At 72.3% G+C, this 26,419-nt stretch carries 17 protein-coding genes and 1 pseudogene; 9 read left to right on the forward strand and 9 right to left on the reverse strand.

Features of this window, described 5'->3' with window-relative positions; translation table 11 throughout:
* Positions 1-3: 3 nt before the first annotated feature.
* The 3 genes from ACH34S_RS20085 to ACH34S_RS20095 are packed head-to-tail and all read left to right on the forward strand — an operon-like array spanning position 4 to position 3,621.
* Positions 4-3,090: a DUF6519 domain-containing protein gene (locus tag ACH34S_RS20085; RefSeq protein ID WP_395954214.1), complete on the forward strand. Its 3,087-nt coding sequence runs from the start codon at positions 4-6 to the stop codon at positions 3,088-3,090.
* Between the two features lie 16 nt (positions 3,091-3,106).
* Positions 3,107-3,403: a hypothetical protein gene (locus ACH34S_RS20090; protein ID WP_395954215.1), complete on the forward strand. Its 297-nt coding sequence runs from the start codon at positions 3,107-3,109 to the stop codon at positions 3,401-3,403.
* The gene (locus ACH34S_RS20095; protein WP_395954216.1) at positions 3,352-3,621 is read left to right on the forward strand and encodes a hypothetical protein; all 270 of its coding nucleotides are present in this window, start codon (positions 3,352-3,354) and stop codon (positions 3,619-3,621) included. Before ACH34S_RS20090 ends, ACH34S_RS20095 begins: the two co-directional genes overlap by 52 nt.
* 8 nt (positions 3,622-3,629) lie before the next feature.
* Here the strand turns inward: ACH34S_RS20095 and ACH34S_RS20100 are convergent, their stop codons facing one another.
* Both ACH34S_RS20100 and ACH34S_RS20105 read right to left on the reverse strand, forming a co-directional pair.
* Positions 3,630-4,319 carry a GntR family transcriptional regulator gene (locus tag ACH34S_RS20100; RefSeq protein WP_395954217.1) on the reverse strand — a complete coding sequence of 230 codons (690 nt, stop codon included), beginning with the start codon at positions 4,317-4,319 and terminating at the stop codon, positions 3,630-3,632.
* Complete coding sequence (locus ACH34S_RS20105) at positions 4,316-5,500, reverse strand: CaiB/BaiF CoA transferase family protein (RefSeq protein ID WP_395954218.1); 1,185 nt, start codon at positions 5,498-5,500, stop codon at positions 4,316-4,318. The genes ACH34S_RS20100 and ACH34S_RS20105 overlap by 4 nt, the downstream gene beginning before the upstream one ends.
* A gap of 102 nt (positions 5,501-5,602) precedes the next feature.
* Between ACH34S_RS20105 and ACH34S_RS20110 the strand changes: the two genes are divergently transcribed.
* Entirely contained in the window at positions 5,603-6,778 is a 1,176-nt protein-coding gene (locus ACH34S_RS20110) for an acyl-CoA dehydrogenase family protein (RefSeq protein ID WP_395954219.1), read from the forward strand.
* Between the two features lie 242 nt (positions 6,779-7,020).
* Here ACH34S_RS20110 and ACH34S_RS20115 read toward each other — a convergent pair whose 3' ends face one another.
* The 3 genes and pseudogenes from ACH34S_RS20115 to ACH34S_RS20125 form a co-directional block, all read right to left on the reverse strand.
* Positions 7,021-7,206 (reverse strand): hypothetical protein, encoded by a 186-nt coding sequence (locus tag ACH34S_RS20115; protein ID WP_395954220.1) that lies wholly within the window; start codon positions 7,204-7,206, stop codon positions 7,021-7,023.
* A 47-nt stretch (positions 7,207-7,253) separates the two neighbouring features.
* A pseudogene (locus tag ACH34S_RS20120) lies at positions 7,254-7,547 on the reverse strand (diacylglycerol/lipid kinase family protein); the annotation flags it as partial.
* A gap of 18 nt (positions 7,548-7,565) precedes the next feature.
* The gene (locus ACH34S_RS20125) at positions 7,566-7,712 is read right to left on the reverse strand and encodes a hypothetical protein (RefSeq protein ID WP_395954221.1); all 147 of its coding nucleotides are present in this window, start codon (positions 7,710-7,712) and stop codon (positions 7,566-7,568) included.
* Between the two features lie 884 nt (positions 7,713-8,596).
* Here ACH34S_RS20125 and ACH34S_RS20130 point away from each other — a divergent pair.
* Positions 8,597-9,100 carry a hypothetical protein gene (locus tag ACH34S_RS20130; protein ID WP_395954222.1) on the forward strand — a complete coding sequence of 168 codons (504 nt, stop codon included), beginning with the start codon at positions 8,597-8,599 and terminating at the stop codon, positions 9,098-9,100.
* Here ACH34S_RS20130 and ACH34S_RS20135 read toward each other — a convergent pair.
* The 3 genes from ACH34S_RS20135 to ACH34S_RS20145 form a co-directional block, all read right to left on the reverse strand.
* On the reverse strand, positions 9,080-12,043 hold the full coding sequence (locus tag ACH34S_RS20135) for a type I polyketide synthase (protein ID WP_395954223.1): 2,964 nt from the start codon (positions 12,041-12,043) through the stop codon (positions 9,080-9,082). The two genes, ACH34S_RS20130 and ACH34S_RS20135, sit on opposite strands and share 21 nt — an antisense overlap.
* Positions 12,040-18,045, reverse strand: coding sequence for an amino acid adenylation domain-containing protein (locus ACH34S_RS20140; RefSeq protein ID WP_395954224.1), 6,006 nt, complete (start codon positions 18,043-18,045; stop codon positions 12,040-12,042). Before ACH34S_RS20140 ends, ACH34S_RS20135 begins: the two co-directional genes overlap by 4 nt.
* Positions 18,046-18,346: 301 nt before the next feature.
* Complete coding sequence (locus tag ACH34S_RS20145) at positions 18,347-18,532, reverse strand: hypothetical protein (RefSeq protein WP_395954225.1); 186 nt, start codon at positions 18,530-18,532, stop codon at positions 18,347-18,349.
* A gap of 288 nt (positions 18,533-18,820) precedes the next feature.
* Between ACH34S_RS20145 and ACH34S_RS20150 the strand changes: the two genes are divergently transcribed.
* The 3 genes from ACH34S_RS20150 to ACH34S_RS20160 all read left to right on the forward strand — a co-directional run bounded on the left by ACH34S_RS20150 (position 18,821) and on the right by ACH34S_RS20160 (position 21,964).
* On the forward strand, positions 18,821-20,944 hold the full coding sequence (locus tag ACH34S_RS20150; RefSeq protein ID WP_395954226.1) for an MMPL family transporter: 2,124 nt from the start codon (positions 18,821-18,823) through the stop codon (positions 20,942-20,944).
* Positions 20,945-21,008: 64 nt separating this feature from the next.
* On the forward strand, positions 21,009-21,359 hold the full coding sequence (locus ACH34S_RS20155) for an ArsR/SmtB family transcription factor (RefSeq protein ID WP_395954227.1): 351 nt from the start codon (positions 21,009-21,011) through the stop codon (positions 21,357-21,359).
* Complete coding sequence (locus tag ACH34S_RS20160) at positions 21,359-21,964, forward strand: GNAT family N-acetyltransferase (protein WP_395954228.1); 606 nt, start codon at positions 21,359-21,361, stop codon at positions 21,962-21,964. The genes ACH34S_RS20155 and ACH34S_RS20160 overlap by 1 nt, the downstream gene beginning before the upstream one ends.
* Before the next feature lie 278 nt (positions 21,965-22,242).
* Here ACH34S_RS20160 and ACH34S_RS20165 read toward each other — a convergent pair whose 3' ends face one another.
* Positions 22,243-23,157 (reverse strand): BTAD domain-containing putative transcriptional regulator, encoded by a 915-nt coding sequence (locus ACH34S_RS20165; protein WP_395954229.1) that lies wholly within the window; start codon positions 23,155-23,157, stop codon positions 22,243-22,245.
* 560 nt (positions 23,158-23,717) lie between these two features.
* Here ACH34S_RS20165 and ACH34S_RS20170 point away from each other — a divergent pair.
* The gene (locus ACH34S_RS20170; RefSeq protein ID WP_395954545.1) at positions 23,718-26,390 is read left to right on the forward strand and encodes an AAA family ATPase; all 2,673 of its coding nucleotides are present in this window, start codon (positions 23,718-23,720) and stop codon (positions 26,388-26,390) included.
* The last annotated feature ends 29 nt before the right edge of the window (positions 26,391-26,419 follow it).

Consider the following 26,419-nt stretch of genomic DNA (forward strand, 5'->3'; position numbering starts at 1 on the left):
ACAATGAGTGCTGATCTGAGTAGAGTCCGGTTCGACGCGCTGCGCGACTTCAGCGGCGTCCGCATCCAGCAGGGCCGGGTCTGGCTCGACGCCGACTTCAACGAGCAGGTGGCCATCAGCGACCGCCGGTTCCGGGCGCAGATGGTCGACCTCGCGCCGCAGGCCACGGCGGTGTCCCGGCAGACGCCGGACGCGTTCCGGATCACCCTGTCCGGCGGGAAGATGTCGATCGGCGCCGGCCGGATGTACGTGGACGGCCTGGTCGCCGAGAACCACGGCGACACCGTGATCTTCGACCCCGTGCTGGCCGAGCCCAACGGCACGGGCGGGACGGAGTACGGGAGCCAGCCCTACTGGCCCACCCCTGCGGAACCGCCGGGGGGCGGTCCGCACCTGGTCTACCTCGACGTGTGGGAACGGGAACGCACCCACCTCAACACCCCGGACCTGGTGGACAGCGCCATCGGCGTGGACACCACGACGCGCACCCAGATCGTGTGGCAGGTCCGCGTCCTGCCCGCCACCGGCACCGACGCCGGCGCGGGCTGCGACCAGCCCTTCAGCGGCTGGGACGAGCTGACCGCGCCGTCGCCGCTGCGGCTCACCACCGGGACCGAGGCGGTCGATCCCGTCACCGACCCGTGCGAGATCCCGCCCGGCACCGGCTACCGCGGGCCGGAGAACCACCTGTACCGGGTCGAGATGCACTCGCCGACGGAGTTCACCTGGTCGCGCGACAACGCCGCGTTCGGCGCCGCCGTGGCCGAGGTGCTCTCCGCCACCTCGCTGCGCCTGCACTCGCTGGGCCGCGACGCCGAGCTGTCCATCAAGGACGGAGACTGGGTCGAGATCACCGACGACGCTCGCGAGCTCGCCCAGGCGTCCGGCGAGATGCGCCAGGTGACCGTGGACGTGGCCGCCTCGACCATCACCTTCTCGCCCGCGCTCCCCGCCGAGCTGACCGGCCTGGACCACCATCTTCGCGTGCGCAAATGGGACTCGCCGCTGATCACCGTCCCCGCCGACGGCTCGCCGGTCCCGCTGGAGCACGGCATCACGGTCGCGTTCACCTCCACCGGGCCCGGCACGCCTCGTCCCGGCGACCATTGGGTCTTCGCGGCCCGGGCGTCGGCCCCGACCCCCGAGCAGTCGCTGGAGAAGCTGACCGGCGCGCCGCCGCGCGGCATCCACCACCACTTCGCCCGGCTCGCGCTGGTCACCTTCCCGGACGAGGTCCAGGACTGCCGCCCGGAGTGGCCGGTCCCGTCCGGTGGCGGCGGGTGCGCCTGCGAGATCTGCGTCACGCCGGAGCAGCACAACGAGCTCGGGTTCACGATCCAGGACGCGCTGGACAGCCTGCAGCGGGCGGGCGGCGGAACGCTCACCCTGTGCCCCGGAACGTACTTCCTGGACGAGCCTCTCGACCTGACCAGGATGAGTTCGGTCCGGCTGCGCGGCAGCGGGCACGGCACCCGGCTGAGGGCGTCCGAGACGACGGCGTTCCGCCTGCGCGGTTGCTCCGACGTCGAACTGGCGGATCTCCGCATCGTGTGCGAGGACCACGGGAACCCGGCCGTCCTGCTCGCCGGCGGCAACGAGCGGGTCGTGCTGGAGCGGCTGCGGATCGATCAGCCCGAAGGCCCCGCGCTCGGCCTCGGGGACACGCTGATCGACCTGAGCGTTTCCGGATGCGTCCTGTCCGCCTTCGCCGGAATCACCGCCTGGGAACTGGACGAAGGCGCCTCGCCCCAGGTGCTCACCGTGGGGCTGAGCATCGAGGACACACGGTTCTCCTGCCAGGAGTGGGGGATCGACATCGATGTCGCGAAAGGCGTGACCGCGACGCACGGCGGCCGCACCTCGATCCGTGGCAACACGATGGACTGGTGCGAGGAGGCGGGCATCGTCATGACCGGCCTCGTGCCGCAGGACGACCGGGACCTCGAAGGCGACCTCGACATCCGCGCCAACACCCTGCAGGTGGAGGGCCAGGGCATCGTGACGGGCCGGCACGCGAACGTCCGCGACAACACGATCATCTCCCGGGACCGCCAGGACGGCACGAACGGCATCGCGGTCCTGGCGCTGCCGCCCGACACCCCGAACGGGTTGGTCGCGGTGACCGGCAACACCGTCACGGACTTCGCCGAGAGCGGCATCGCGGTCACCGCGGCGCCGCGGAGCCTGATCGTGCAGCACAACACGATCCGGCGCACGGGCGCGGGCGTCGTGGTGGAACCCGGGAACAACGAGGGCGCCGTCTCCGTCCACGACAACCAGATCGTCGACCTGCGGCCCCCCTCCGGGGGCGGCGAGGACAGGGGCCCGGGACCGCGGCGTCTCGTCCTCACGGCCGGTGTCCTGGTCACGGGGGTGGATCTGGTCTCGGTCGCGGACAACATGATCGACGGGGTTGGGGCCGATTCGCGGGACGCCACCGGGGACCTCCCCCGCATCGGCATCGCCGTCGCGTCCTGCCAGGAGGGGCGGATCTCCGGCAACACCGTCTCGCGGGTCGGGATGCCGGGGCAGGGGAGCACCGCCCATGGCATCGCCATGGCCGGATGGCGGGACACGATCTCCGTGTCGGACAACCTCGTCAGTCGCGGCCCCGATCCGAGATCGGTCACCCAGACCGGATGGCGCGCCCTCACGGCGATCATCGGCGACCAGTTCACCTTCGCCGGCCTGCGCTTCGCGGGAACGCCGGCCGAGACCTGGCTGCTCGCCGGCGACCAGGCGCACCGGGCGGGCCGCCCGCGCGGGAACGTGGAGCTCGCCCGGAACACGCTGCACGGCGGCGGTGTGATGAACGCGGTCTACGTGCAGGTCCCCGGCGAGGTCGTGATGACCGCCAACCGGTGCACGCAGCCGGACGAGAGCGACATGCCGGTGGTCCACCTCACCGCGAGCCTGGCGATCGTGCAGGGGAACCGCCTGGCCGGGGGCGGCCGCCCGTCGATGACCATCGACGTCGACAAGGCCGCCGCCTCGGTGCAGGGGAACATCACCAGCATGGGTATCGACATCCAGGGGACCCCGGTGGAGAACACCGGAGAGCCCTGGGCCAAGCTCAACCCGATCGCCTAGCGACCCAGGAGAGACCATGTCCAGGATCGACGCCCTGGCCGACGCGCTGCCGCGGCTCGTCGACGGCTCGGCCCGGCACGCCCGCCTGGCCGCCGCGCAACGAGCCGAGCTGCGCAAGGCCCTGGCCAGGAAGAGCATGCGCAAGCTGGCCGACGCCGACCCGGAACTGGGCGCGCACGTGACGCGCGCCACCGACGCGCTGGCCCGGCAGGACGAGGCGGCCGAGGCGTGGCAGAAGTCGCTCAAAGGGGCGGCGAAACGGTGGAAGGCGTCCCTGACCGCCCTGTCCGACGCTCATCCCGATCGCCGCTAGCCGACCTGACCGGCCGGCGCGCGCGGCAGCGCGCCGAGCTGATCAGGCGCACCCCGGCGCTGCAGGCCGGCGCGCTCATCACGCTCTACTCCGACCCCGCGCTGGGCGACGTGCTCGACAGCCCCGACCGCATGCGCCAGGACCTGGACCGCGCCATCGTCACGGCCTGCCGGGACCTCGGCGCCTGGCCGGGGACGCCCACCGCCGCGCCGGAGTAGACCGGCCCTCACGCATCGGGGTCGGTGCTCGGCTCGCCGCCGGCGAAGACGAGTTCCAGGGCCGCGACCGCGTGGGCGCGGTGTTCGTCGAGGGACGCGATCGCCTTGCCGGCGTCGCGGTCGCGCAGTGCGGCGAGCACCGTGCGGTGCTCGTGGTTCACCCGCTCCCGGTTCTCATGGTCGCCGTAGTACAGCGAGCGGTAGGCGTCGGTCGCCTCCCACAGCAGGCGGATGTGCCGGACGAGCCGCGGCATCCCCGAACGCTCGAACAGCGTGAAATGGAACAGCCGGTTCGCGGCGGCCATCGCGGCGACGTCACCCGCCTCGCCGGCCCGCTCCACGTCGAGCTGGATCTCCTCGAGCCGGTCCACATCGGCGCCGGTGATCGCGCCGGCCGCGCGGCGGACCGCCTCGGCCTCCAGGATCTCCCTGATCCGGTAGACCTCGCGCAGGTCGTCCATGGACAGCGAGACGACGCTGTAGCCGCGGTGCACCTGGTAGGTGACCAGGCCCTCGCCCTCAAGGATCTTCAGCGCCTCGCGCAGCGGGACCCGGCTGACGCCGAGATGCGCGGCCAGCGCGTCCTGCCGGATCGGGGTGCCCGGCCGGAGCTCGCCGCCGGTGATGGCCCGCCTGATCTCTTCGAGGACGAACTGCTGCGCCGTCGGCGGGCGCCGGGGCCGGTCGCCCGCGGTCATCCGGGCCGCCCCTCTCCAGATTCTGGAAGCGAGGGCTCCCCGGCGATCCGGGCGCGGACGGCGGCGGCGTCCTCGTCCAGGCGCGGCGGCGCGGTGCGGTACCGGGGCGGTGTGGCGCTCAGCCGGATCGGGTTGGCGACCTGCCCGACCGGATGCGGGCGGCGCGGGTCCCGGAGGTCGACGCGGGGATCGAGGCCGAGCCGGGCCGCGAGGTCGAAGGCCCCGGCGAGGTCGTTGATCGGCCCGCACGGGACGCCCGCCGCGGTGAGGACGGCGAACCAGTCGTCCGCGGTGCGCCCGGCCAGCGCGGCGGTGAGCGCGCTCCTCAGCGGCCGCCGGTGCGCGACCCGGGAGCTGTTGGTGGCGAACCGCTCGTCCGCGGCGAGGTCCGACCGGCCGAGCGCGCCGCACAGCGCGCGGAACTGCCGGTCGTTGCCCGCCGCGATGACCAGCGGCCGGTCCGCGGTCTCGAACAGCTCGTACGGCGCGACGCTCGGGTGCTCGTTGCCCATCGCGGCAGGCACCACGCCGGCCGCGACGTACGCCGAGGCATGGTTGACCAGGCCGGACAGCAGCGACGAGAGCAGCGACACCTCGACCCGCTGGCCCTCGCCGGTGGCGTCCCGGTGCCGCAGCGCGGCCAGCACGCCGAGCGCGGCGTGCAGGCCGGTGACCACGTCGACGAGCGCGACGCCCACCTTCATCCGCTCGCCGTCCGGGGCTCCGGTGACGCTCATCAGCCCGCCGACCGCCTGCATGATCAGGTCGTAGCCGGGCAGCTCGGCGCCGCCGTCCGTGCCGAACCCGGTGATCGAGCAGTAGACCAGGCCGGGATCGGCCGCGCGCAGCTCCTCGTGGCCGAGGCCGTACCGCTCCATCGTCCCGGGGCGGAAGTTCTCCACGACGGCGTCGGCGCGGGCGGCCAGCGCGCGGGCCGTCGCGGCGTCGGCGGGGTCGGACAGGTCGAGGGCGATGGAGCGCTTGTTGCGGTTGACGCCGAGGAAGTAGGTGCTCTCGCCATCGGCGAACGGCGGACCCCAGGACCGGGTGTCATCGCCGCCGCCGGGCCGCTCGACCTTGATCACCTCGGCGCCGAAGTCGGCGAGCAGCATCGTCGCGTAGGGGCCGGCGAGGATGCGGCTGAAGTCGACGATGACCAGGTCACCCAGGGCTCCGGGCATGCCGGGACTCTAACCGCCGGTGATTGGAGAATCAATACTGGATCCAAAATGAAAACTGTGCTGAGGTGGTGCCCCGAGCTTTCGTTGCAGAGGAGTCCTGGGATGACCGGCGAAGTGGTGCGTCCGCTGGAGCTGTTCGGCGTGGACGGCTTGCTGACCGAGGAGGAGCGGGCGATCCGCGCCACGGTCCGCGCGTTCGGCGCCAAGGAGCTGCGACCCCACATCGCGGAGTGGTACCGCTCCGGCGAGCTGCCCGTGCCCGAGCTGGCCCGCGAGCTGGGCGGTCTCGGCCTGCTCGGCATGCACCTGAAGGGCCACGGCTGCGCCGGCGCGGGCGCCGTCGCCTACGGCATGGCCTGCTTCGAGATGGAGGCGGTCGACTCGGGCCTCCGCAGCCTGGTGTCGGTGCAGGGCTCGCTGGCCATGTACGCGATCTCGGCCTACGGCTCGGACGAGCAGAAGGACGAGTGGCTGCCCGCGATGGCGGCGGGGGAGCGGATCGGCTGCTTCGGGCTCACCGAGCCCGATTTCGGCTCCAACCCGGCGGGGATGCGCACCACGGCCAGGCGCGACGGCGGCGACTGGGTACTGAACGGCACCAAGATGTGGATCACGAACGGCGCGGTCGCCGACGTCGCCGTCGTGTGGGCCCGGACGGACGACGGCGTCCGCGGCTTCCTCGTCCCGGCGGCGACACCCGGGTTCGGCGCCCGCGACGTCGCCGAGAAGCTGTCGCTGCGCGCCAGCGTGACGAGCGAGCTCGTCCTGGAGGACGTGCGGCTCCCCGCCGCCGCGATGCTGCCCGGCGCCCGCGGCCTGTCCGGCCCGCTGGGCTGCCTCAACGAGGCACGGTTCGGGATCGTCTTCGGCGCGCTCGGCGCCGCCCTCGACTGCCTGGAGACGACGATCGCCTACGCCCGGGACCGGACGGTGTTCGACCGCCCGCTGGCGGGCTTCCAGCTGACCCAGCAGAAACTCGCGAACATGGCGCTTGAACTGGGCAAGGGCATGCTCCTGGCGATCCGCCTCGGCCGGCTGAAGGAGGCCGGCGAGGTCACCTCGGAACAGGTCAGCGTCGGCAAGCTCAACAACGTCCGAGAGGCCCTGGCCATAGCCCGCGAATGCCGGACGATCCTCGGCGCCAACGGCATCACCCTCGAATACCCGGTGCTGAGGCACGCCAACAACCTGGAATCGGTGCTCACCTACGAGGGCACCAGCGAGGTGCACAGCCTGGTCATCGGAAAGGCGCTCACGGGCGTCGCCGCGTTCTCCTGACCCGACGATGGGGGGCGTGCCCGAGGGCCTCTACTGGCAGGCGGCGCACGACGTCTTCACAACGCCGCGCGACTGCGGCGACCTACTGCTGTGGCCGTGCCCTCTCACCTGCCGTCGCCGTCGCATCCCTCCTGATCGGGCGAACGCGACCCGGAGGAGTTCGTGCCAGTCCAGCCGGGGTTTGGCGGGCGGTGGTGTGTGGTGGTCGCGTGGTACCCGCACGCGTAGGGCGCCGGGCCGGATCACGCAGGTGATGGGGTGGTGAGGCCGCCGCGTCTGCCGCGTGTGCCGCGTGTGCCGCGCAGCAGCCGGGCGGCCTGTCCGGCGTTGTCGGCGGTGAGGGCGAGGATGCCGAGTGCACCGGAGTTCAGCCGTTCCCGGCGTCCGGCGCCGGCGGGGTCGCCGCCCTGGTAGGGGTTGTTGCTCACCAGGACCGCCTGCGGGCCGTCCAGGACGGCCGGTCCCGCCTTTGCGGTCAGCCGCGGGCGGTCAGGGATGTGGAGGGGTCGGTGCGGTCGAGGCCGAGATCGTGGGCGAAGTGGTTGCGGGTCCCGGCCGGGATGACCATGAACGGGACGCCGTGCATGGCGGCGACTTCGGCGACCAGCGCCTGCGTGCCGTCGCCGCCGGCGACGCCGAGCAGGTCGGCGCCGTCGGCTATGGCTCGGCGGGCCAGTGCGGCGATGTCCGTGTGGCGGTCCGGATCGAGGACGAGGACCTCCGCGCCGAGTTCGCGGGCCCGCTCGCTCAGCCCGAACCGGCCGACCTTCCCGCCGCCCGACGCGGATTAGAGCAGCCCGACGGCGTCGATCAGCCGCCGCCCCGCCGCGCCGCCCTCGGTGGTGGTCATGGCGCCGTCGACCAGGAGCCCGACGAGGACGTCCCGCTCGGCGAGGAACCGGCCCGTCGCATGCGAGCCAACGTTGCGTGTCATGCTGGCCGACCGCGCGGAAACCACCCTATTCCAGCGACATGTGTTCTTCCCTCCGCATACAACGTTCACCGGATGCGGAATGGGCGAAAAGTCGAATTCTCGCCCAGGTGTGGCAGAAGATAAAACGCCTTCACGTACGAAAGTGCACCCCCCGGTCCTGAAGACCGGGGGGTGCCGATTCGCGGGGCGTCCGTCCCCATCCGGCGAGTGCGGGATCGCCGGAGCCCCCCGTGAACGGACGCTGACCCGCTGGTCGCGCCGGCACTGGCCCACCGGCGCGATGACTCCGGGGCGGCCCAGATCCACCCCGGACGATGGGCGCACCTTCTCTGGCCGGCCGGCCCGCTCCCTCCCCCCGAAAAGAGCAGGCCGGCCCATCACCACGGTGCGGCCATCTTTCTTGCCCCCGAACCGTTCCCGGTCCGGCATGAATGAATATAGCCCATGTAACAGGAGCCTGCAAATGCCCGACCTCGGAAGAGAATGGACCGTGCCGAGCTAAGGCGTGTCCCCGTGGACGCCGCTGATCTCGACTGCAAGGCCAGGACACAAACCGGCTGCATTCCGCCCCATCTTGTCTCCCGGCTCGCCGGGCTCGGCCATGCCGATGAGGTCGTGTCCCCGGCCGGAGGGAGTGGTTCTGCGCGCGAGAGCAGGCACGGCGCACGCGGCGACGGAGTACCACGGACGTGCCGAGGAGGCCGTCACCGTCCAGGCCCAGGCCGCCTCTTCCGGCCGCCGACGGACCTCCGCTCTGAATCCGCCAACCTCCAGCGTGTTGGCCGAAATGGGCCATCAGGGCGGCCGAAAGCACGCGAACGCGCGCTTCGCCTCACACGTCTCAGAGAGGACCTGATGGGCTCCCCTGGCACGAAAGACGGCGAATGGCACACAGCAGCAAGCCCGTGACTCCCCTTCAGATGATCATCGGGATCGCCATGTGGCTCGGGGTGGCCCTCATCCCCATCGTCTTCGAGATCACCGAAGTCCGCCTCGCGTTCGGCCAGATGGGAACGCCGGGGAGAGTGACGGTGACCTCCTGCACGGATTCCGACACCTCTGCCTACTGCAGCGGCACCTTCACCCCCAAGGCCCCGCCGAGCACTCCGATCAACGTCACCCTCCGCGCGGACTCCAAGGAAGACGACGTGTTCCCCGCCCAACTCCACCCGGACGGGATCCACGCCTACCCCACCGACTTCGGCGGCCGCGCCAGCACCGTGGCCATTCCTGCACTGGGCATCCTCATCCTCGTCCCTCTCCCATGGGCGCTGGCCTACAAGTACTTCCGCCACATCCCCGGCAAGATCTCCTTGTCAGTCATGGGAGTCCTCGCGGCGATCCCGGCCGGCGTCACGCTCGTCGGGCTAGCCATGCCCAACTTCTAGCCCGCCCGGCGGCGGGGTGCGGGTCTCGGGGACGGCGGGGCGCTTCAGCATCGCGGCCACGGTGGGGTGGCGCAGGAGTGTGCCCGGCGTCACTGGGATGCCGAGCTCGCGGCGGATCCGGGTGGCGAGCTGGACGGCGGTCAGGGAATGGCCGCCGAGCTCGAAGAAATCGTCATGGACGCCGATCGGCTCGTGGCCGAGGAGTTCCTGCCAGAGCGCGACCACCCGGTTCTCCGTCTCGTCGCGCGGCGCCATGTAGTCGGCCGACAGTCCCGCACGCGGCTCGGCGGCGGGCTCGGCGGGCGGCAGGTCGAGACGTTCGGCCAGGGTGCCGTTGCCGGTGTGCGCTGGGTTCACCCAGTAGCGCCGCCGCTGGAACGGATAGGCCGGCAGGTCGGCCCACTGGGCGGGGCCGCCGCGGAGCCGCTCCCAGTCGACCTCGACTCCGGCCCCCCACGCGCGGGCCAGCGCGGTGAGAGCGGTCTCGGCGTCGTCGCGGTCGTCGTCCGGGCCGGGGAGCGTGGAGATCACCGTGGCCCGGTCCGCCGGGGCGAGGTTGTGGCGCGCCAGCCGTCCGAACACGTCGCCGGGTCCCATTTCCATCAGCACGAGCCGTTCGCCGTCCGCCGCGATCCCGCGCAGGCAGTCGGTGAACAGGACGGGTTCGCGAAGCTGGCGTCCCCAGTAGGCGGGGTTCCGGGCCTGCTCGGCGGTGATCTGCGTGCCGGTGACGTTGGACGGGAAGGGCGTTCGCGGGGCGGACAGGCGCACCCCGCGCATCTCGTCGGTGAACGGCGCGACGGCCTCGTCCATCAGCGCCGAGTGGAAGGCGTACGAGGTGTGCAGCGTGCGGTGCGGGACGTTCAGCCCCGTCGCGAGCTCTTCGATGTTCCTGGCGGGGCCGGACACCAGGCACAGTTCGGGCCCGTTGACCGCGGCGAGCGACAGCCCGCCGGTCAGCAGGGGGCGCACCGCGCCGGCCGCCATGGCGACCGCGAGCGTCGCGCCGGGCGGGCACTCCTGCATCAGCCGGCCGCGCGCCGCGACCGCGCGGAGGGCGTCGTCACGGGACAGGACCCCGGCCACGCACGCGGCCAGCAACTCGCCCACACCGGACCCGACCAGGGCGCCGGGGCGCACGCCCCACGACTCGTACAGCCGGACCAGCGCGTGGCCGACCGCGAACAGCGCCGGCTGTGCCAGCCGGGTCGCGGTGAGGTCGCCCGCGCCTTCGTACAGCACCCGCGTGAGATCGAGGGCGGCGACGTCGCGCAGCACCGTGGAGCAGGCGTCGATCTCGTCGCGGAAGACGCGTTCGGATTCGTACAGGCCGCGCGCCATCCCCGCGTACTCGCCGCCTTCGCCGGGGAAGAGGAACACCACGCGCGGCGCGGTCTCGCCCGCGTCGCACACCGGCCCGGGGAGCGCCGCGGACAGTCCGGAGGCGTCGGTGCCGACGGCGAAGCGCCGGTACCGGAAGTGCGTGCGGCCCGATTGCGCGGTCCCCGCCATGTCGGCCAGCCGCGCGGCGTCAGCGTCCGCAACGGCGGCGGCCATCCGGTCCGCCGCCGCTTGGGCCGCGCGCGGCGTCCGTCCCGAGACCACGACGATCTGCCCGGGCCGAGCCGGGTAGGGCGCCGCAGGGGGGAGCACGGGGGGCGCCTCCTCCAGGACGACGTAGGCGTTGGTGCCGCCGTGGGCGTACGAGCCGACGCCGATCCGCAGCGGTTCAGGCGACTCCCACGCACTCGCTCGTGTGACAACCCAGAACGGCGTCTTGGCGAAGTCGATGTGCGGGTTGGGACGGCGGTGGTGCAGGGTGGGCGCCAGCCGACGGTGGCGGAGCTGCAGGATCGCCTTGAGCAGGCCGATGACTCCGGCGGCGGCCTCCAGCTGGCCGACGTTGGATTTGACCGAGCCGATCGCGCAGTAGCCGCACCGGTCGGTGTAGGCGCGGAACGCGCGGGTCAGGGCGGTGATCTCGATGGGGTCGCCGAGCGGCACGCCGGAGCCGTGCGCCTCCACCGCGGTGATCGTGGCGGCGTCGACGTCCGCGACGGCCAGCGCGGCGCTGATCACCTCGGTCTGCCCGTCCACCCCGGGCAGGGTGAAGCCGGCCTTGGCCGCGCCGTCGTTGTTCACCGCCGATCCGCGGATGACCGCCTGGATGCGGTCGCCGTCCGCGACGGCACGCTCGTACGCCTTGAGCACGACCGCCCCGGCGCCGTTGCCGTATACGACTCCCGATGCGTCGGCATCGAACGGGCGGCAATATCCGTCCCGGGACAGCAGGCCGTCGCCGTGGAGGTAGCCGGTGCGCTGTGGGACGCGGATCGACACGCCGCCGGAGACGGCCATGTCGCACTCGCCGTTCAGGATGCTCTGGCAGGCCAGGTGGACGGCGACCAGCGAGGTCGAGCACCCGGACTGCACGGTCACCGCGGGGCCGTTGAAACCCAGCAGGTAGGCCGTCCGGCTCGACAGATAGTCCTTCTCGTTGTGCACCACCGCGTCGTACGCGTCTTTGCAGGGCAGCCACACGCCGTGCGAGGCCAGATTGCTCATCAGGTAGGTCGGGATGCTGGCTCCGCAGAAGACGCTGGTCACGGGGCTGGTGGCGGGTACCTGGCCCGCGTCTTCCAGCGCCTCCCACACGACCTCGAGGAATACCCGCTGCTGCGGATCGAGCAGGGCGGCTTCGCGCGGGGTGAGGCCGAAGAAATCGGCGTCGAACTCCTCGATGTCGTCGAGGGCCGAGCACACGCCGACGTAGCCGTCCGTCTGGGCCAGCGCGGGATCGAGCCCCGCCGCGATGAGGTCGGCGGCGTCGACCCGGTCGAACGACCCCACGCCGCCGATGAGGTTCGCCCAGAACTCGGCGAGCGTGCGCGCCCCCGGGAGGCGGCAGGCCATGCCGATCACAGCGATGTCACCACTGCTCATTGGGTACCGTCCTTCTGCTGGGAGCCGGCGGGACGCCGGTCTCGTGCCGGGTTGCGGGCGGCCCGGCGGGCCGCGCCGCGGGCGCGTCCCGCTTCGGCCGCCGCGGCGGGTTCGTCGCTGCCGTCCAGCCGGGCCGCGAGCGCCCGGATGCTGGCGGCCTCGAACATCAGCGGCAGCGGCAGGTCGCCCCCGGGCAGGCCCGCGTCGGCGATCCGGGTGCGCAGCCGCACGCAGATCCGGGTGAGCATGGCCGAGTCCAGGCCCAGGTCGAAGAAGCCGTCCGTGGTGCTGACCGGTCCGCTCACGCCGAGTTCGGCGGCCACCTCCGCCGCGATCACGCGTTCCAGGTCGGTGGCGGGCGGGACGGGCGCCTCGCCCACGGTCGCGGCCTCGGCGGCGAGGCGTTCGAGTTCCCGCCGGTCGACCTTCCCGATCGGGGTCAGCGGCAGGCGGTCCAGAGGGACGATCGTCGGCGGGACGAGCGCCTGCGGCAGCCGTTCGGCGAGCCATCGGCGCAGCGCCTCCCGGGTCGGCCCCGGGTGCGCGGGGGAGGTGTCCGGGACGCCGCCGACCAGCGCGTGCAGCAGCTCGTGCCCGTCCTCCAGGTCGAAGCGGGCGCGCAGATCCGCGGTGAACCGCGCGCCTCCGGCCTGGCACAGCCCGAGCCCGGCGGCGGGCGCGGCGGTCTCCAGCAGCTGGGCGATCAGCCCGGTCTCGATCAGGCTGAAGTCCCGCCAGAGGCCGCCGTAGAGCGGCCTGATCGCGCGGGACTGGGCCACCAGGTAGACGGCGAAGGGCGCGCCTGCCGCGAGTGCCGCGTTGACCGAGGTCAGGCCGGGTCGCTCCGGGACGGCCTCGCGGGTGAGCGGCACGAGCCGGTGCCCGTCCGGGCGGTAGTAGTAGGCGCCGCCGGGTAGCCCGGTCACGCCGCCGTCGGCGACGTCGAGGTAGATCTGGACGGGGTAGAGCCCGCCGGCGGACCCGTAGGCGTGCCGGTCGCCGTCCCGCAGCCCGTCCAGCAGCCGGGACAGTGCGTCCAGGGCGACCGGGTCGGAGGTGAAGCGGCGGTGGCTCGAGCGGCGCGGTGCGGCCTCGACCTCGGGCAACGTGATCGCGCCGGCGTCGGGCGCGGTGCGCAGCCCGGGACGGCTCAGCGTGAACCGGTGCCGGTCGGCCGGATCGAGCAGGACGCCGCCCGAGTCGCCGCCGAGCAGGGCGAGCTCGTCCTCGCCCGGCAGCGCCGGGATGGCCGGGACGGCCGCGGTCCGCGTGACGAACGCGGCGAGCCGGCGGCGATGCCGGTCGCCGTGCGCGATGACGACGCTCTCGGCGACGCCGGGGGCCGTCCGCAGCGCGTGCTCGATCTCGCCGAGTTCGACGCGGTGCCCGCCGATCTTGACCTGGTGGTCGTCCCGCCCGAGGAACTGGATGGCGCCGTCCGGCAGGTAGCGGCCGAGGTCGCCGGTCCGGTACAGGCGGTGTCCGGTATCCGGATGGGTGATGAACCGCGACCGGGTGCGCTCGGGGTCGCGCCAGTAGCCGTCGGCGAGTCCGGCGCCGCCGATGTACAGCTCTCCGGTGACCCAGGTGGGGCACGGCCGCAGGTGGTCGTCGAGGACCTCGAACCATTGATTGCGCAGAGGCGTGCCGTAGGGGATGGACTCCCAGTCGGGGTCGACGCGGTCGACGGGGTGGGAGATGGACCAGATGCCCGCCTCCGTGGCGCCGCCCAGGCTGGTGAGCCGGGCGTCCGGGGCGAGCGCGAGGAGCCGGTCGGGCAGCGACACCGGAATCCAGTCGCCCGACAGCAGCACGTGCCGCAGCGACGGCCCCTTCGAGTCCGTGCGCTCCCAGTGGTCGACCAGCAGCTCCATCAGCGCGGGGACGGAGTTCCACAGCGTGACGTCATGGGCGTGGACGAGGTCCGCCCAGTGAGCGGGGTCGGTGCCGCGCCCGGGATCGGGGAGGACGAGCGCGCCGCCCGCGCCGAGCACGCCGAAGATGTCGAAGACCGACAGGTCGAAGCTCAGCGAGGAGACGCCCAGTACCCGGTCACCGGGTCCGAGGTTCAGCCGTCCGGCCACGTCGGCGCACGTGTTGAGCGCCGCCCGGTGGCTGACCGCGACGCCCTTGGGCGTTCCCGTCGAGCCCGAGGTGTAGAGGATGTAGGCGACGTCGCCGGGACGCGCCGGCGCGTCCACGGTCCGGGATCGTGGATCGTGGGTGTCCGGCAGGTCGTGCAGTACCAGCGCGGCTCCCGCCGAGTCGGTCAGCCACCGCCGGCGTTCGCCGGGCAGGGCGGGATCCACGGGCAGGTAGGCCGCGCCGATCCGGGCGGTCGCCAGGACGGCGACGATCTGCGCCCATCCCTTGGGCATGCCCACCGCCACGACGTCACCGCGCCCGATCCCGGACGCGGCCAGGTGCGCGGCGAGGTCTTCGGCGCGTTCGGCCAGCTCCCCGTAGGTGAGGGTCCGGTCGGTGGCGATGACGGCGTCGGCGCCGGGCCGTTCCGCGGCGCGGGCGAACACCGCGTCGGACAGCGTCCCGGCGGGCACCGGCCCGGCCGTGTCGTTCACCCGGGCCCGCGTCTCGGCCTGGTGCGCCGGGAGCGGCACGCCGGGCGGCCTCGTCCAGTGGCCGTCGTCGGTGGCGAGGTCCTCCACCAGGTCGCGGTAGGCCGCGAACATGTCGTCGAGCACTCCGGGCGGGAATTGGCCGTCCGCGGCGTCCCAGATCAGCACCGCGCCGCCGCCGTCCTCGAAGACCTGGTGGTCGAGCAGGACCTGGGGCGTCTGGGAGATCCCGTGGACGGCGCGTCCCAGCCAGCCGAACGGCGCCTCCCCGTCGCCGAGCCCCAGCCCGCTGGTGAAGACGCAGGGAAGGACCGCGCCGCCGGGCGCACCGTCCCGGCGGGCCAGATCCCGCATCACCTGAAGACCGGAATACGACGAATGCTCCAGGTCCTGCCACAGCCGTCGCTGGACGGTCAGGGCATGATCGGCGAAGCGCTCCGCTGCGGCGCAGTCGACTTCGAGCGGGTTCACGGACGTGAAGTCGCCGACGACGTCCATGATCTGCGGATGCGCGTCCGGGCGGTTGAACAGCGTGACGTTGACGGTGAGCCGCGACGTCCGGCTCCAGGCGCCGAGCACGGTGCAGTATGCGGCCAGGAGGGCCGCCGACGGCGTCACCCCGTGGGCCCGCGCGAACTCCACCAGCCGCGTCCACGCCGCCGGGCCGAGGTCGTGTCTCCGGCGGGCGAACCGGGCCGGGTTCCCAGGCCGCCACGGCAGGACGGGCAGTTGCGGCGCCGGTGGGAGATCCGGTACGCGATCCCGCCAGTAGCGGACGTCCTCGGGATCGGGAGTGCGGTCGGCGACCGCCCAGTCCCGGAAGGCGAGGCCCGGCTCGGGCAGGTCTGCACCGGGATCCTCGTAGAGGAGCCGCCACTCGCGCGACAGTACGTACAGGCTCCACAGGTCGGCGACCAGCAGGTCGATGCTCAGGTGCAGCCGGACGTGACCGTCCGGCGTGCGGCTGACCGCGATCCGGTGCATCGGCCCCTCGTACGGGGAGGGCACCTCGTGGTCCAGCGCGGCCCTGACGTCCTCCGCCGGGACCCCGCGCAGATCGAACCGCTCGAAGGCACCGGACGACGGCGGCGGCGGGTCGGGAACCTGCTGACGGCCGTCCGCGGTCACCACGGCGCGCAGCATGTCGTGCCGGGAGACGATCCTCCGCCAGGCCGCCTCGCACCGCGCCAGGTCGAGGTCTCCGACGTCGATCTCAAGGTAGGCGTGCGCGGCGACCCCGCCGTACTCCCGCCCGGTGCTCCGGCCCACGAGGTAGGCGTGCTGGAGGTCGGTGAGCGGGAACGGCTCGTGCCGCTCGGCCGGGGCCCCGGCCCGCACCTCGGCCTGCGCCGGGACGAGCCGGCGGGCGGTGCCCTTCTCGGCGGGCGGCCGGTCGAGCCCGGCGACGACGGCGTCCACCAGTGCCCGCAGGCTGTCGGCGGCGGCCGGAACGGCGACTCCGGTGCCGTCCAGGATCTCCGCGCGCAGCCGAGCGATACGCCGCGAGTCCAGCCCGCAGGCGGGCAGCGGGCGGTCCGGATCGATCTCCCGGGCCTCGGTGCGCGCCAGCGCGGCGGCGCGCTCGCGCAGCCACGCCTCCACCGCTCCGGCGCGGGCGCCGGCGGGCAGGTCGGGCAGGTCTAGCAGGTCGAGCGGCGTTCCCCGATCGGGTGACCGGTCCCCGCAGGTCTCCGCCGCCGCGCCGCAGCCGTGCACCACCCGCAACTCGCCGGCCAGGTAGCGGCTCCGGATCTCCTGCCTCCGGACCTTCCCGCTGGTGGTCAGCTTGATCTCGGCGGCGCGGACGAGCAGCACCGCGTGCGGCTCCACGTCGTGCTCTGCGATCACCGACCGGCGGACGCGCTCGGCGATCTCGATCAGCGCCGCGGTGTCGGCCGCCCTGATCCGCGGGTCGAGCGCGCGGACGACCACGAGCCGCTCCACCCCGTCCACGGGCACCGAGAACGCGGCGCTGAGCCCGGGACGGGCCGCGGGGGCGTCCCGTTCGGCGGCCACCTCGATGTCGTGCGGGTGCAGGTTGCGGCCGTCCAGGATGATCAGGTCCTTGCTGCGGCCGGTCACGTACAGGACACCGTCGCGGAGGATCCCGAGGTCGCCGGTGCGCAGCCAGGAGCGCTGTTCCCGGTCGCCGTTCAAGGTGGTGTGAGGGTCGGGGCCGTCGCCCCAGTAGCCGCGCGTGACGTGCCGTCCGCTCACCCAGATCTCGCCTTCCGTGCCGTCCGGGCGCGGATCGCCGGTCTCCGGGTCGACGACGGCGAGGTGACATCCGGCGGCCGGAGCGCCACAGGAGACGAGGTCCACGCCGCGGCCGGCGGGCTCGGTGACCAGCCGTCCCCGTTCGAGCGCGGCCACCTCGGCCCGCAGCGTCCGCGGGCCCTGTCCGATCGTGACCAGCAACGTCGCCTCCGCCAGGCCGTAGGCGGGGCGCAGCGTCTCAGGCCGCAGGCCCAGCGGCCGCAGATGCCGGACGAACCGGTCCACGGACGCGGCACGCAGCGGCTCGGCTCCGCAGATCAGCGCATGCCAGCGGTCGAGCCGCAGGTCCGCGAGCTCGTCCACGCGGACGCGGTCCACGCACAGGTCGAGCGCGAAGTTCGGCGCGGCGTTGGCGACGAGCGTCCCGGACCGGCCGATCAGCCGGAGCCAGCAGGCCGGGTCCTGGAGGAACGCCTCGGGCGGCAGCAGGGTCGAGGTGCCGCCGCAGAACAGGGGCGCCAGCAGGCAGCCGACCAGCCCCATGTCGTGGTGCACGGGCAGCCAGGACACCGAACCGGGCCGCACGTCCCGGACGTCCCACCATGTCGCGCGGTAGATCATCCCGATGTTGGCGACCAGGTTCTCGTGAGTGATCACGACTCCCTTGGGCGCGCCGGTGGAGCCGGACGTGTACTGGATGAACGCCGGGGTGCCCGGCCGGACGGGGCCCGGCCGCCACGACTCGCTCTCGGCGGCGTCCTCGATGAGCAGGGCGGGGACGTCCAGCACGGGGGTCCCGGCGCCCGACCGGTCCAGCACCTGCTGGACGGAGCGGGTGGTCAGGACGGCGGCGACGCGCGCGTCGGCGGCCACCGACGCCGCCCGGCCACGGCGGGCCGCCGACCGTGGCGGCGGGCAGGGCACCGCGCACACCCCGGCGTACAGGCAGCCGTAGAAGCCCGCCACGAACTCGGGCCCGGGCCCGCAGAGCAGGAGCGCCCGGTCGCCCGGGGCGAGTCCGGCCGCCTGTAGCGCGGCCGCCACGGCGCGGGCGCGAAGGTCCAGTTCGGCCCGGGTGAGGCGGTCGGTGACGGTACGGCCGTCGGGGACGTATTCGAAAGCGGTGCGGCCCGGGTCGCGTTCGGCGAGGACACGGGCGGCCTCGACCAGATCGCTCGCCTGGTGCACGGTCGTCGGAAATGACGTCATCGGCCAACCCCAGAGCATGGATTCGTCAGGGCTTTGCGCCCCGCTCGATGACAAGTGTAAAAATATCGGCCGTGCACATATGAGAGATATATCGGCACTCGTGTCGACATGATTCCTTGACATCAAGGAAACTTGACAACGATCGAACCCGCATTTTCCGAATTAGTCTCATCACCGCGTCATGGAAAATCATGAATTCCGCTCATTGTGGATTATCCGGTGGATTTCCGGCCGACGCCGGCCGGAGCGCCGCCGGGATTCGGCGCCACCACGCCGCGCGGTCGTGGCTGCAGCGCCACCGTCACCGCGGCCCCGGCCGCCAGGACGAGCGCCCCGGCGGTGAGGGCGTCGTGCAGGCCGGCCCGGCGGACAGATCGGCGGCGATGGAGGGGACCGCGGCGGTGACCACGGTGACGTCCAGGAGCGCCATGAAAGCGCTGAGGGACGGCACGCTCGACGGCGCCAGGCGGCGTGCGCGAGGGGCCACAGGAAACTCCCCGGACAGTGACCGGCGGGTGGCCGGCATGGAGACGCAACCCGAGAACAATTCCCGCCAAGTGCGACATTTCGTCTGCTGGGGCCACGCTGGACCGCGTGCCATGCCGCGGCCTAGCATTGCACTACGGCGACCTTGCGAATATTGTCAAATAAGGTATTACTTGATCATCTTGAGGCAATATCCGTCACCACTCCGATGGACGTCGCACGGTAGAGAAATGACCGGGGGAGTCGGGTGCTCGAACGACTCGGACGTGTCTGTTTCCGGCATCGGCGCATGGTCGCGCTGACCTGGCTCGTCGCGACCGTCGTACTGTTCACGATCGGTTACCGGGTCTTCGACCGATTCACCACCGAGTACGGCGGCGAGCACATGGAGTCGGTAGCCGGCGCCGCTCTGATCGAGGAGGTCAGGGCGCACGGGTCCCGGGTCAGCGCCGTGCTGGCCGGACGTCCGGTCACCGACCCGGCCGTCGAGCGGTCCGTTCACCGTGCCGCCGAAGACCTGCGGCGGACGCCGCATGTGGCGCAGGTCAGCGAGCCCTACGGCGCGCGCGACAGGAGCCTGATCGCGCCGGACGGGCATGCGCTGCTCATCCACGTCGACCTCGCCAAGGGGCTGCCGGAGGAGGACGAGCGCGCCACGACCGACGCGGTGGCCGAGCGGCTCGGCGAACTCGGCGGCACCGGCGCGGCGGTGCACCTGGGCGGCGCCGAACTCGAACGGCGCGCCCTCGCCGAGCAGTCCCGCCGGGACATCGAACACGGCGAGGCGGTGGCCCTGCCGCTGACGCTGCTCGTCATGGTGTTCGTCTTCGGCGGGCTGTTCGCCGCCGGCCTGCCGATCCTCGCGGCCGTCGGCTCGATCGCCGGCGGGCTCGCGGCCCTGTACGGCTTCTCCCTCGTCATGGATCTGGATCCGGACTCAGCGTCCGTGACGACCGTCGTTGGGCTGGGAATCTGCATCGACTACGCCCTGCTGCTGGTCAACCGCTACCGGGAGGAGCGGGGCGCGGGCCTGGCCGCGGAGGACGCGGTCGGCCGCATGATGGCCACCGCGGGACGCACGCTGGCGTGGTCGGCCGTGACGGTCTGCGCGGCGGTGGCGAGCCTGTTCGTGTTCGACCTCCCCGTCTACCGGGCGCTGGGAGCGGCGGCGCTGTCGGTCGTCCTCATCGCCCTGATCGCATCGCTCACCCTGATCCCCGCTCTGCTCGGGCTGGCCGGGAGACGCGTCACGCCGAGGGCGACGGTGGCCGAGGACGGGCTGTTCGCCCGGCTGGCCCGGGCCACCCGGCGGCGGCCGGTGTTCACCCTGGTCGCAGTCGCCGCCGTCCTGTCGCTCGCGGCGCTGCCCTTCCTCGACGCCGAGCCCCGGCTCTCGCAGGTGGGCGCGCTGCCCTCGGAGGCCGGCCCCCGCCGGTATGAGGAGACCGTCGCCCAGCGGTTCCCAGGCCAGACCCAGGACCCGATCCTCATCGTCGCCGGAGCACCGGCACCGGAGGCCGCGCCGTACGCCGCGTCCATGGCGTCCAAGCCGGGTGTGATGCGGGTGAATCCTCCAAAGCCGCTGTCAACGGGCTGGTCGCTGATCGAAGTACACGCGACGGGCGAACCCCAGGGCTCCGCCGCACGCGAGCTGGTGCGGACGCTACGCGCCGAGAGCCCCGGCTTCCCGAATCAGGTCACGGGGAGCGCCGCCATCCTCGACGACCACATGAATGAGATCCGGCGGGCGCTGCCATGGGCGGCCGCCTGGATCGTGGTCGCGATGTTCCTCCTGCTGTTCGCGATGACCGGATCGCTCCTCGTTCCCGCCAAGGCTCTCCTGATGAACACGCTGTCGCTGGGAGCCTCGTTCGGGGTGCTCGTCTGGGTGTTCCAGGACGGCCACGGCGAAAGCCTGCTGGGTTTCGCCTCCCCCGGGGGGATCGAGGTCTGGGTGCCGCTCCTGGTGTTCACCTTCGCCTTCGGGCTGTCGATGGACTACGAGGTGTTCCTGCTGGCCCGGATCAAGGAGCTGCACGACGGCGGGGTGCCCAACGACCTCGCGGTCGAGCGGGGCCTGCAGCGGACCGCGCGCATCATCACCTCCGCCGCGCTCTTGATGATCATCGTGTTCGGCGGCTTCGCGACCGGGCAGCTGCTCGGCACCAAGGAACTCGGCGTCGCGCTGGCGGTCGCCGTCGCGGTCGACGCGACCCTGGTGCGCTGCTTCCTCGTGCCCGCGACGATGACCTTGCTCGGCGAATGGAACTGGTGGGCGCCGGGACCGCTCCGCAGGGCCCATGCCCGGCTCCGATTCAGCGAGGGCCCGCCGGGCGCCGCCTCGGACGAGCGGACGAGCACCAAGGATTCGGGTGTGCCGGGTGAATCACCCCCACACCACGAGCGGATATAGGACGCCTGTCCCGCCACAGAGCGATTTCCGCGCGACCCGCTTCATCGTCTATCGTCGATTAACGATGAACGAGGAGAAGGGGCCGCTGGACCGGGCGGCCGCCGCCGGGTACGCGTCCTGGTTCAGGGCGCTGGCCGACCCGACCCGTGTCCAGATCGTGTCGCTGCTGGCACGGCGGGGGCGGCCGATGAGCGTCGGCGAGATCGTCGAGGCGGTCCAGGTCGGGCAGTCGACGGTGTCGGCGCATCTGAAGATGCTGGCCGAGGTGCGGTTCGTGCTGGCCGACCGGCGCGGCACCGCCCGCCTCTACCGGATCAACGCCGCCTGTGTGGAGTGCTTCCCGACCGCCGCCGACATCGTCATGGGACGCCCCGCGCCCGCCGCCCCGAGCCGCCCGCCCGAGGGAGATACCTGATGGACGACACCGACCCCGCCGACACCGCCACCGACGACGCCCACCACCAGGCCACGCCAGGATTGCAGTCGGCGGTCGGGCGGGCCGCCGAGCCTGCGTCCCCGTCCGGCATCCTCATCCGCCCCATGCGGGCCGGTGACGCCGCCGACGTGCTGGCGATCTATCAGTCAGGGCTCGACACCGGCGACGCCAGCTTCGAGACCACGGCCCCGACCTGGGAGGTGTTCGACCGGGGCAGGCTGCCCGGGCACCGGCACGTCGCGACCGACGCGGCGACCGGAACGGTGCTGGGGTGGATCGCCGCCACGGCGGTCTCCGGCCGGTGCGTGTACGCCGGCGTCGTCGAGCACAGCGTCTACGTCCACCCCGCCCACCACGGCCGCGGCATCGCCTCGGCCCTGCTCCGCGCCTTCATCGACTCCACCGAGAGCGCCGGCATCTGGACCATCCAGTCCGGCATCTTCCCCGACAACGCCGCCAGCCTCCATCTCCACACCCGGGCGGGATTCCGGACCGTTGGCACCCGCGAGAGGATCGGCCGCCACCATGGCCGCTGGCGCGACGTCCTGCTCCTCGAACGCCGCAGCCCCATCGTCGGCAGCTGAGCTCCGCGCTCTCGGGAGTCCGCGAGAACAGCCGCCACGACGTGAACTTCGCGGTAACCGGGCCGAAGTGAGTCAAGTTCGTATTCCGGTAGCCGCTATCCAACAGCGGCCGCCCGCCGCACGAATGGTTCCGCATCTGTTGCAATTATTCGGTCGACGGCTATGCCGAGGAGCTCCTACGGGCTTGAGTGGATCGGCGTGGTCTGACGGGTGGAAATACCAGAGAATCGGATGAGCTGGAAGGTCTGCATTAGCGATTTGATCGAGGATGGTGCCGGTCAGGGCATGGAGTGCGCGCGGGGGAGTGCGGCAAGGGGGCCCTTCATGGGTGAATGGCCTGGGATTTCACTTCCGCGCCCTAGTGCGCGTCTACTGGTGTGCGGGGGAGCCGTCAGCGCCGGGCCGCGCGGCTCTGGGCGACGGGTGTCGGCGGTATGCCGCGTGCGCTCCTCCAGGCGGCGGTCACCCTTCAGGATCGCCTGGTACAGGCCCTGCAGCGTGTGGCAGGGCTCGATGCCCAGCTCGTTGGCGAGCACGTGCCGTGCCGTCCGGTAGACCTCCAGGGCGCTGGCCTGCTGGTCCGACCGGTAGAGGGCGAGCATGAGCTGCTGGTAGAAGACCTCGCGGAACGGGTGGGCGGACATGAGCGAGTACAGGTCGCTGATGACCTCCCGGTGCAGACCGAGCGCCAGCTTCGCGTCGAGCAGCATCTCGGTGCACTCCAGCTGGGCCTCCTCGGCCCAGGTGGCGAAGCCCTGCACGATGGGCCCGTTGTGGAAGCTGTGGCCGATCGGGCCGCGGACCAGCGACAGGGCGGCGTTGAACGACTCGGCCGCGGCCTCCGGCCGCCGGTCGCGGGCATGGCCGCGCCCTTGGCGGATGTGTTCACGGAAGGTGTGCGCGTCGATCTGGTCGGAGCCGGTCCGCAGCTGGTAGCCCGCCGGGTGGGTGACGATGGCGCTGTCCGAGCCGCGGACGAACTTGCGCAGCTTGGACACGTAGACGTGCAGGCCGGCGATGGCGCGGCGCGGCATGTCCTCCCGCCAGATCTCGGTGATCAGCTGGCCGGTCGTGACCACCTGGCCCGACCGGATCAGCAGCACCCGCAACAGCGTCTCGATCTTGATGGCGCTGATCGAGGACGTCCCGTTCTCGTTGACGAGGCGTAACGGTCCGAGTAACTCGTATTTCATACCTTCCCCCATGCAGGTATCGGGCAGGTCGGTTCGGGCCCCCTGCGGTGCGGCCTGTGCTGATTTCTTCCCCGGTCTTCGGACGGGATTGCCGTCTGAGGTTGAAAGACTAAGACGCGGCGGCGGATGTCAGTACCCCAGAAAAACCCCTAGCGGGGCTGCGGGACGTGCGCGTCCGTCCGGCGGGCCGTTCACTTTCCGTCAAACGTGAACTGCTGAGCGTATTTTTCGCGAATAGCCCTGATAGTTGCATCTGTTAGCGGAATTAAACGCGTGAAGTCGCGTTGGCTGGATCAGGTTCAATGATCACTATGAGTCCCTTGCCGGGGTTGTCCGCAGTTGTAGTCCACAAGCGGACAGCCACTGTCTGCGAGCGGACAATGGCGGTTCGTGGCGCGCCACCAGGGCGCTCCGGCTGGCGTGCCGGAAAATATATCGGGATTCCATACCTGACATGTCGGAATTACAGGGAACGCCGTTAGATATTTCGCATCATCTGTAGGACGGTGGATTTGGACCCTGACCAAGTGAACCGGAGCGAGGGGATCTGGGGGATCTCAGTGAGCCTGGTCGAGCGAGATACGGAACTAGCCTTTCTGGACGAATGCGTGAACGGCACCGGTCGGGCCGTGCTCGTCAGCGGGGCCCCGGGCCTCGGCAGGACCGCGTTGCTGGCGGAGTTCACGCGGCGGGCCGCCGCACGCGGCGCGGTGCATCTCGGGGCGGTCTGCGCGCCGACCGAGCAGGACGTACCGATGGCGGTCCTCGACCAGCTGGTGCGCGACTGCGACCTGCCGCCGAAGAGCGCCGAACGGATGTCCGCGCGGATCGCGAACGCCATGGACGAGGAACCGCCGGAGTACGGGGCCGCCCAGTTCGCGGAGTTGAAGACGGCACTGTGGCATGTGCTCTGCACGCAGCGGCCCGGCCGGCCCATCGTCGTGGGGGTCGATGACGCGCACCTGGCCGACGCCCAATCGTTGCGCTGGCTGATGTACTTCGTGCGCCGGATGCAGGACACGCGCGTCGTGCTGGTGTTCACCGAATGTACCGGCGCGTGGTGGCCGGAATTCCGCAGCGAACTGCTGCGCGTGCCCCACGCGGAACTGCTGACGCTGAAGCCTTTATCCGGTTCCGCCGTGCGGTGCATGGCGGTCGAGGAGATCGGCGAGGACGAGGCGTCCCGGATACAGGCCGGGCTGCGCCGGGACGCGGGCGGGAACCCCGCGCTGGTGCGCGCCCTGCTGGAGGACCATCGGGCGGGCGGCGGGAACACCTTTCAACGCGCCGTCATCACCTGCGTGCGGCGGGGCGGCCCCGCGGTGCACGCGGTGGCGCAGGGCTGCGCCGTCCTGCCGCCGGAAGCGTCGCACACGCTGCTCGGCGAGATGCTGGACTTCCCGTCCACCACGGTGCGGGACGCCGTGACCGTGCTGGGCGCGGCGGGGCTGCTGCGGTCCGGGCGGTTCCGCAGCGACACGGCACGCGCCGCCGTGCTCGACGACATGCCCGCCGAGCTGAGCGCCCGCATGCGTGGCCGGGCGGCGGACCTGCTGCACAAGGACGGGGCGCCGGCGGCGGTGGTGGCCGACCAGTTCGCGGCGGGCGCGGACCTGCACCGCCCGTGGGTCACCACGGTGCTCGCCGACGCGGGCGAGCAGGCCCTGGTCGACGCCCGGCCCGCCCGCGCGGCCGGCTACCTGAAGCTCGCCCTCGACCGGGCCCGCGCCCCGCAGGAGCAGGCCGTCATCAGGGCCCTGCTGGCCCGCGCGGAATGGCAGCTGGATCCGGTGGGCGTCACGCGCCACCTTCCGGCGCTGGTCGCCGCGGTGCGGGACGGGCTGCTCACCGGCAGGCAGGCGATGGAGCCCGTCACCTACCTGCTGTGGCACGGCCACAGCGACGATGCGATGGCCGTCATCCACGAGGTGGCGCACTTCGCCGCGAAGGTCAACGGGCAGGATCGGCCGCCGCCGGTGTGGCTGTGCTGCGTGTACCTGGAACTGCTGGCCATGGCGCCGCCCGAGGAGATAGTCCCGGCGTCCGGCCACGGCCTGGCGCACCTCGTCCCGCGCTCGCCCCTGGTGTGCGGCGACGGTGCCGACGAGGCCGTGGTGTGGGCCCAGCAGATCCTCCAGGCCTTCCGGCTCGACGGGGCGTCGCTCGCGCCGGTCGCCGCCGCGCTCGGCGCCCTGGTGCACGCGGGACGGCTGGACCGGGCGGGCGGCTGGTGCACCGAGGTCCTGGAGCAGGCGCAGAGCCGCGGCAGCCGGACCTGGCAGGCGTTCCTGCACGTGGTGCACGCCCTGGTGCTCCTGCGCGGCGGTGATCTCCGGGCCGCGCGCCACGGCGCCGAGCAGGCGCTGGAGTTGCTGCCGGCGCGGAGCTGGAGCGCCGCCATCGGCCTGCCGCTCGGAACCGCGGTGCTGGTGACGACCGAACAGGGCCGCTACAAGGAGGCGGCGGAACTCCTGCGGACTCCGGTGCCGAGAGCGACGTTCCGCACCCCCTTCGCCCTGCTGTACCTGTGGGCGCGCGGCAGGTACCACCTGGCCACGGGTGACCTGTACGCGGCGCTGAGCGACTTCCGGTCCTGCGGCCAGATCATGGGGCGCTGGGGCGTCGACCTGCCCGCGCTCATCCCGTGGCGCACCGACCTGGCCGAGGCGTACAGGCGGCTGGGCAGGGCCGAGACGGCACGCGAGCACGCGCGGGATCAGTGGAACCAGCTTTCCGGCGGCGACGCCCACGCGCGTGCGGTGACGCTGCGCGCGATGGCGGCCGTGGAGGACGACCCCGCAAAGCGCCAGGCGATACTCCGCGACGCGATGGAGGAGTTCAGCGCGCTCGGCGCGCGGCTGGACCTGGCCCACACCCTCGCCGACCTGAGCGAGGCCCACGCGGCGACGGGGGAGCACGCCCAGGCCCGCGCCATGGCGCGGCGGGCGGGCCGGCTCGCCCGGGAGTGCGGCGCGGAGGCCCTCGCCACGTCGCTGTCGGCGGCACCCGGCGGCGCGGACGCCGGCCGCCCGGTGCCCGCGCCGGACTCGTTCGCGCGGCTGAGTTTCGCCGAGCGGAAGGTCGCGGCGCTCGCGGCGGAGGGGTACACGAACCGGCAGATCGCGGCGACGCTGCACGTCACGGTGAGCACCGTGGAACAGCACCTGACGCGCATCTACCGCAAGCTCGGGCTGAGCAGGCGCAGCGACCTTCCGTCGGCCGACCCGGCATAGGCGCACCGGCGGAGTGGCGCCTGAGCCAC

Origin of the sequence: Actinomadura sp. 3N508, from assembly GCF_044326375.1 — a bacterium.
Classification (GTDB): Bacteria; Actinomycetota; Actinomycetes; order Streptosporangiales; family Streptosporangiaceae; genus Spirillospora.

Excerpts from the sequence above, each read along its gene's own strand:
- ACH34S_RS20160 (WP_395954228.1), top strand. The coding sequence starts at position 21,359 with ATGGACGACACCGACCCCGCCGACACCGCCACCGACGACGCCCACCAC.
- ACH34S_RS20150 (WP_395954226.1), top strand. The coding sequence starts at position 18,821 with ATGGTCGCGCTGACCTGGCTCGTCGCGACCGTCGTACTGTTCACGATC.
- ACH34S_RS20105 (WP_395954218.1), bottom strand. The coding sequence starts at position 5,500 with ATGCCCGGAGCCCTGGGTGACCTGGTCATCGTCGACTTCAGCCGCATC.
- ACH34S_RS20125 (WP_395954221.1), bottom strand. The coding sequence starts at position 7,712 with ATGACACGCAACGTTGGCTCGCATGCGACGGGCCGGTTCCTCGCCGAG.
- ACH34S_RS20140 (WP_395954224.1), bottom strand. The coding sequence starts at position 18,045 with ATGACGTCATTTCCGACGACCGTGCACCAGGCGAGCGATCTGGTCGAG.
- ACH34S_RS20165 (WP_395954229.1), bottom strand. The coding sequence starts at position 23,157 with ATGAAATACGAGTTACTCGGACCGTTACGCCTCGTCAACGAGAACGGG.
- ACH34S_RS20130 (WP_395954222.1), top strand. The coding sequence starts at position 8,597 with ATGGCACACAGCAGCAAGCCCGTGACTCCCCTTCAGATGATCATCGGG.
- ACH34S_RS20090 (WP_395954215.1), top strand. The coding sequence starts at position 3,107 with ATGTCCAGGATCGACGCCCTGGCCGACGCGCTGCCGCGGCTCGTCGAC.
- ACH34S_RS20110 (WP_395954219.1), top strand. The coding sequence starts at position 5,603 with ATGACCGGCGAAGTGGTGCGTCCGCTGGAGCTGTTCGGCGTGGACGGC.
- ACH34S_RS20085 (WP_395954214.1), top strand. The coding sequence starts at position 4 with ATGAGTGCTGATCTGAGTAGAGTCCGGTTCGACGCGCTGCGCGACTTC.
- ACH34S_RS20135 (WP_395954223.1), bottom strand. The coding sequence starts at position 12,043 with ATGAGCAGTGGTGACATCGCTGTGATCGGCATGGCCTGCCGCCTCCCG.
- ACH34S_RS20100 (WP_395954217.1), bottom strand. The coding sequence starts at position 4,319 with ATGACCGCGGGCGACCGGCCCCGGCGCCCGCCGACGGCGCAGCAGTTC.
- ACH34S_RS20155 (WP_395954227.1), top strand. The coding sequence starts at position 21,009 with ATGAACGAGGAGAAGGGGCCGCTGGACCGGGCGGCCGCCGCCGGGTAC.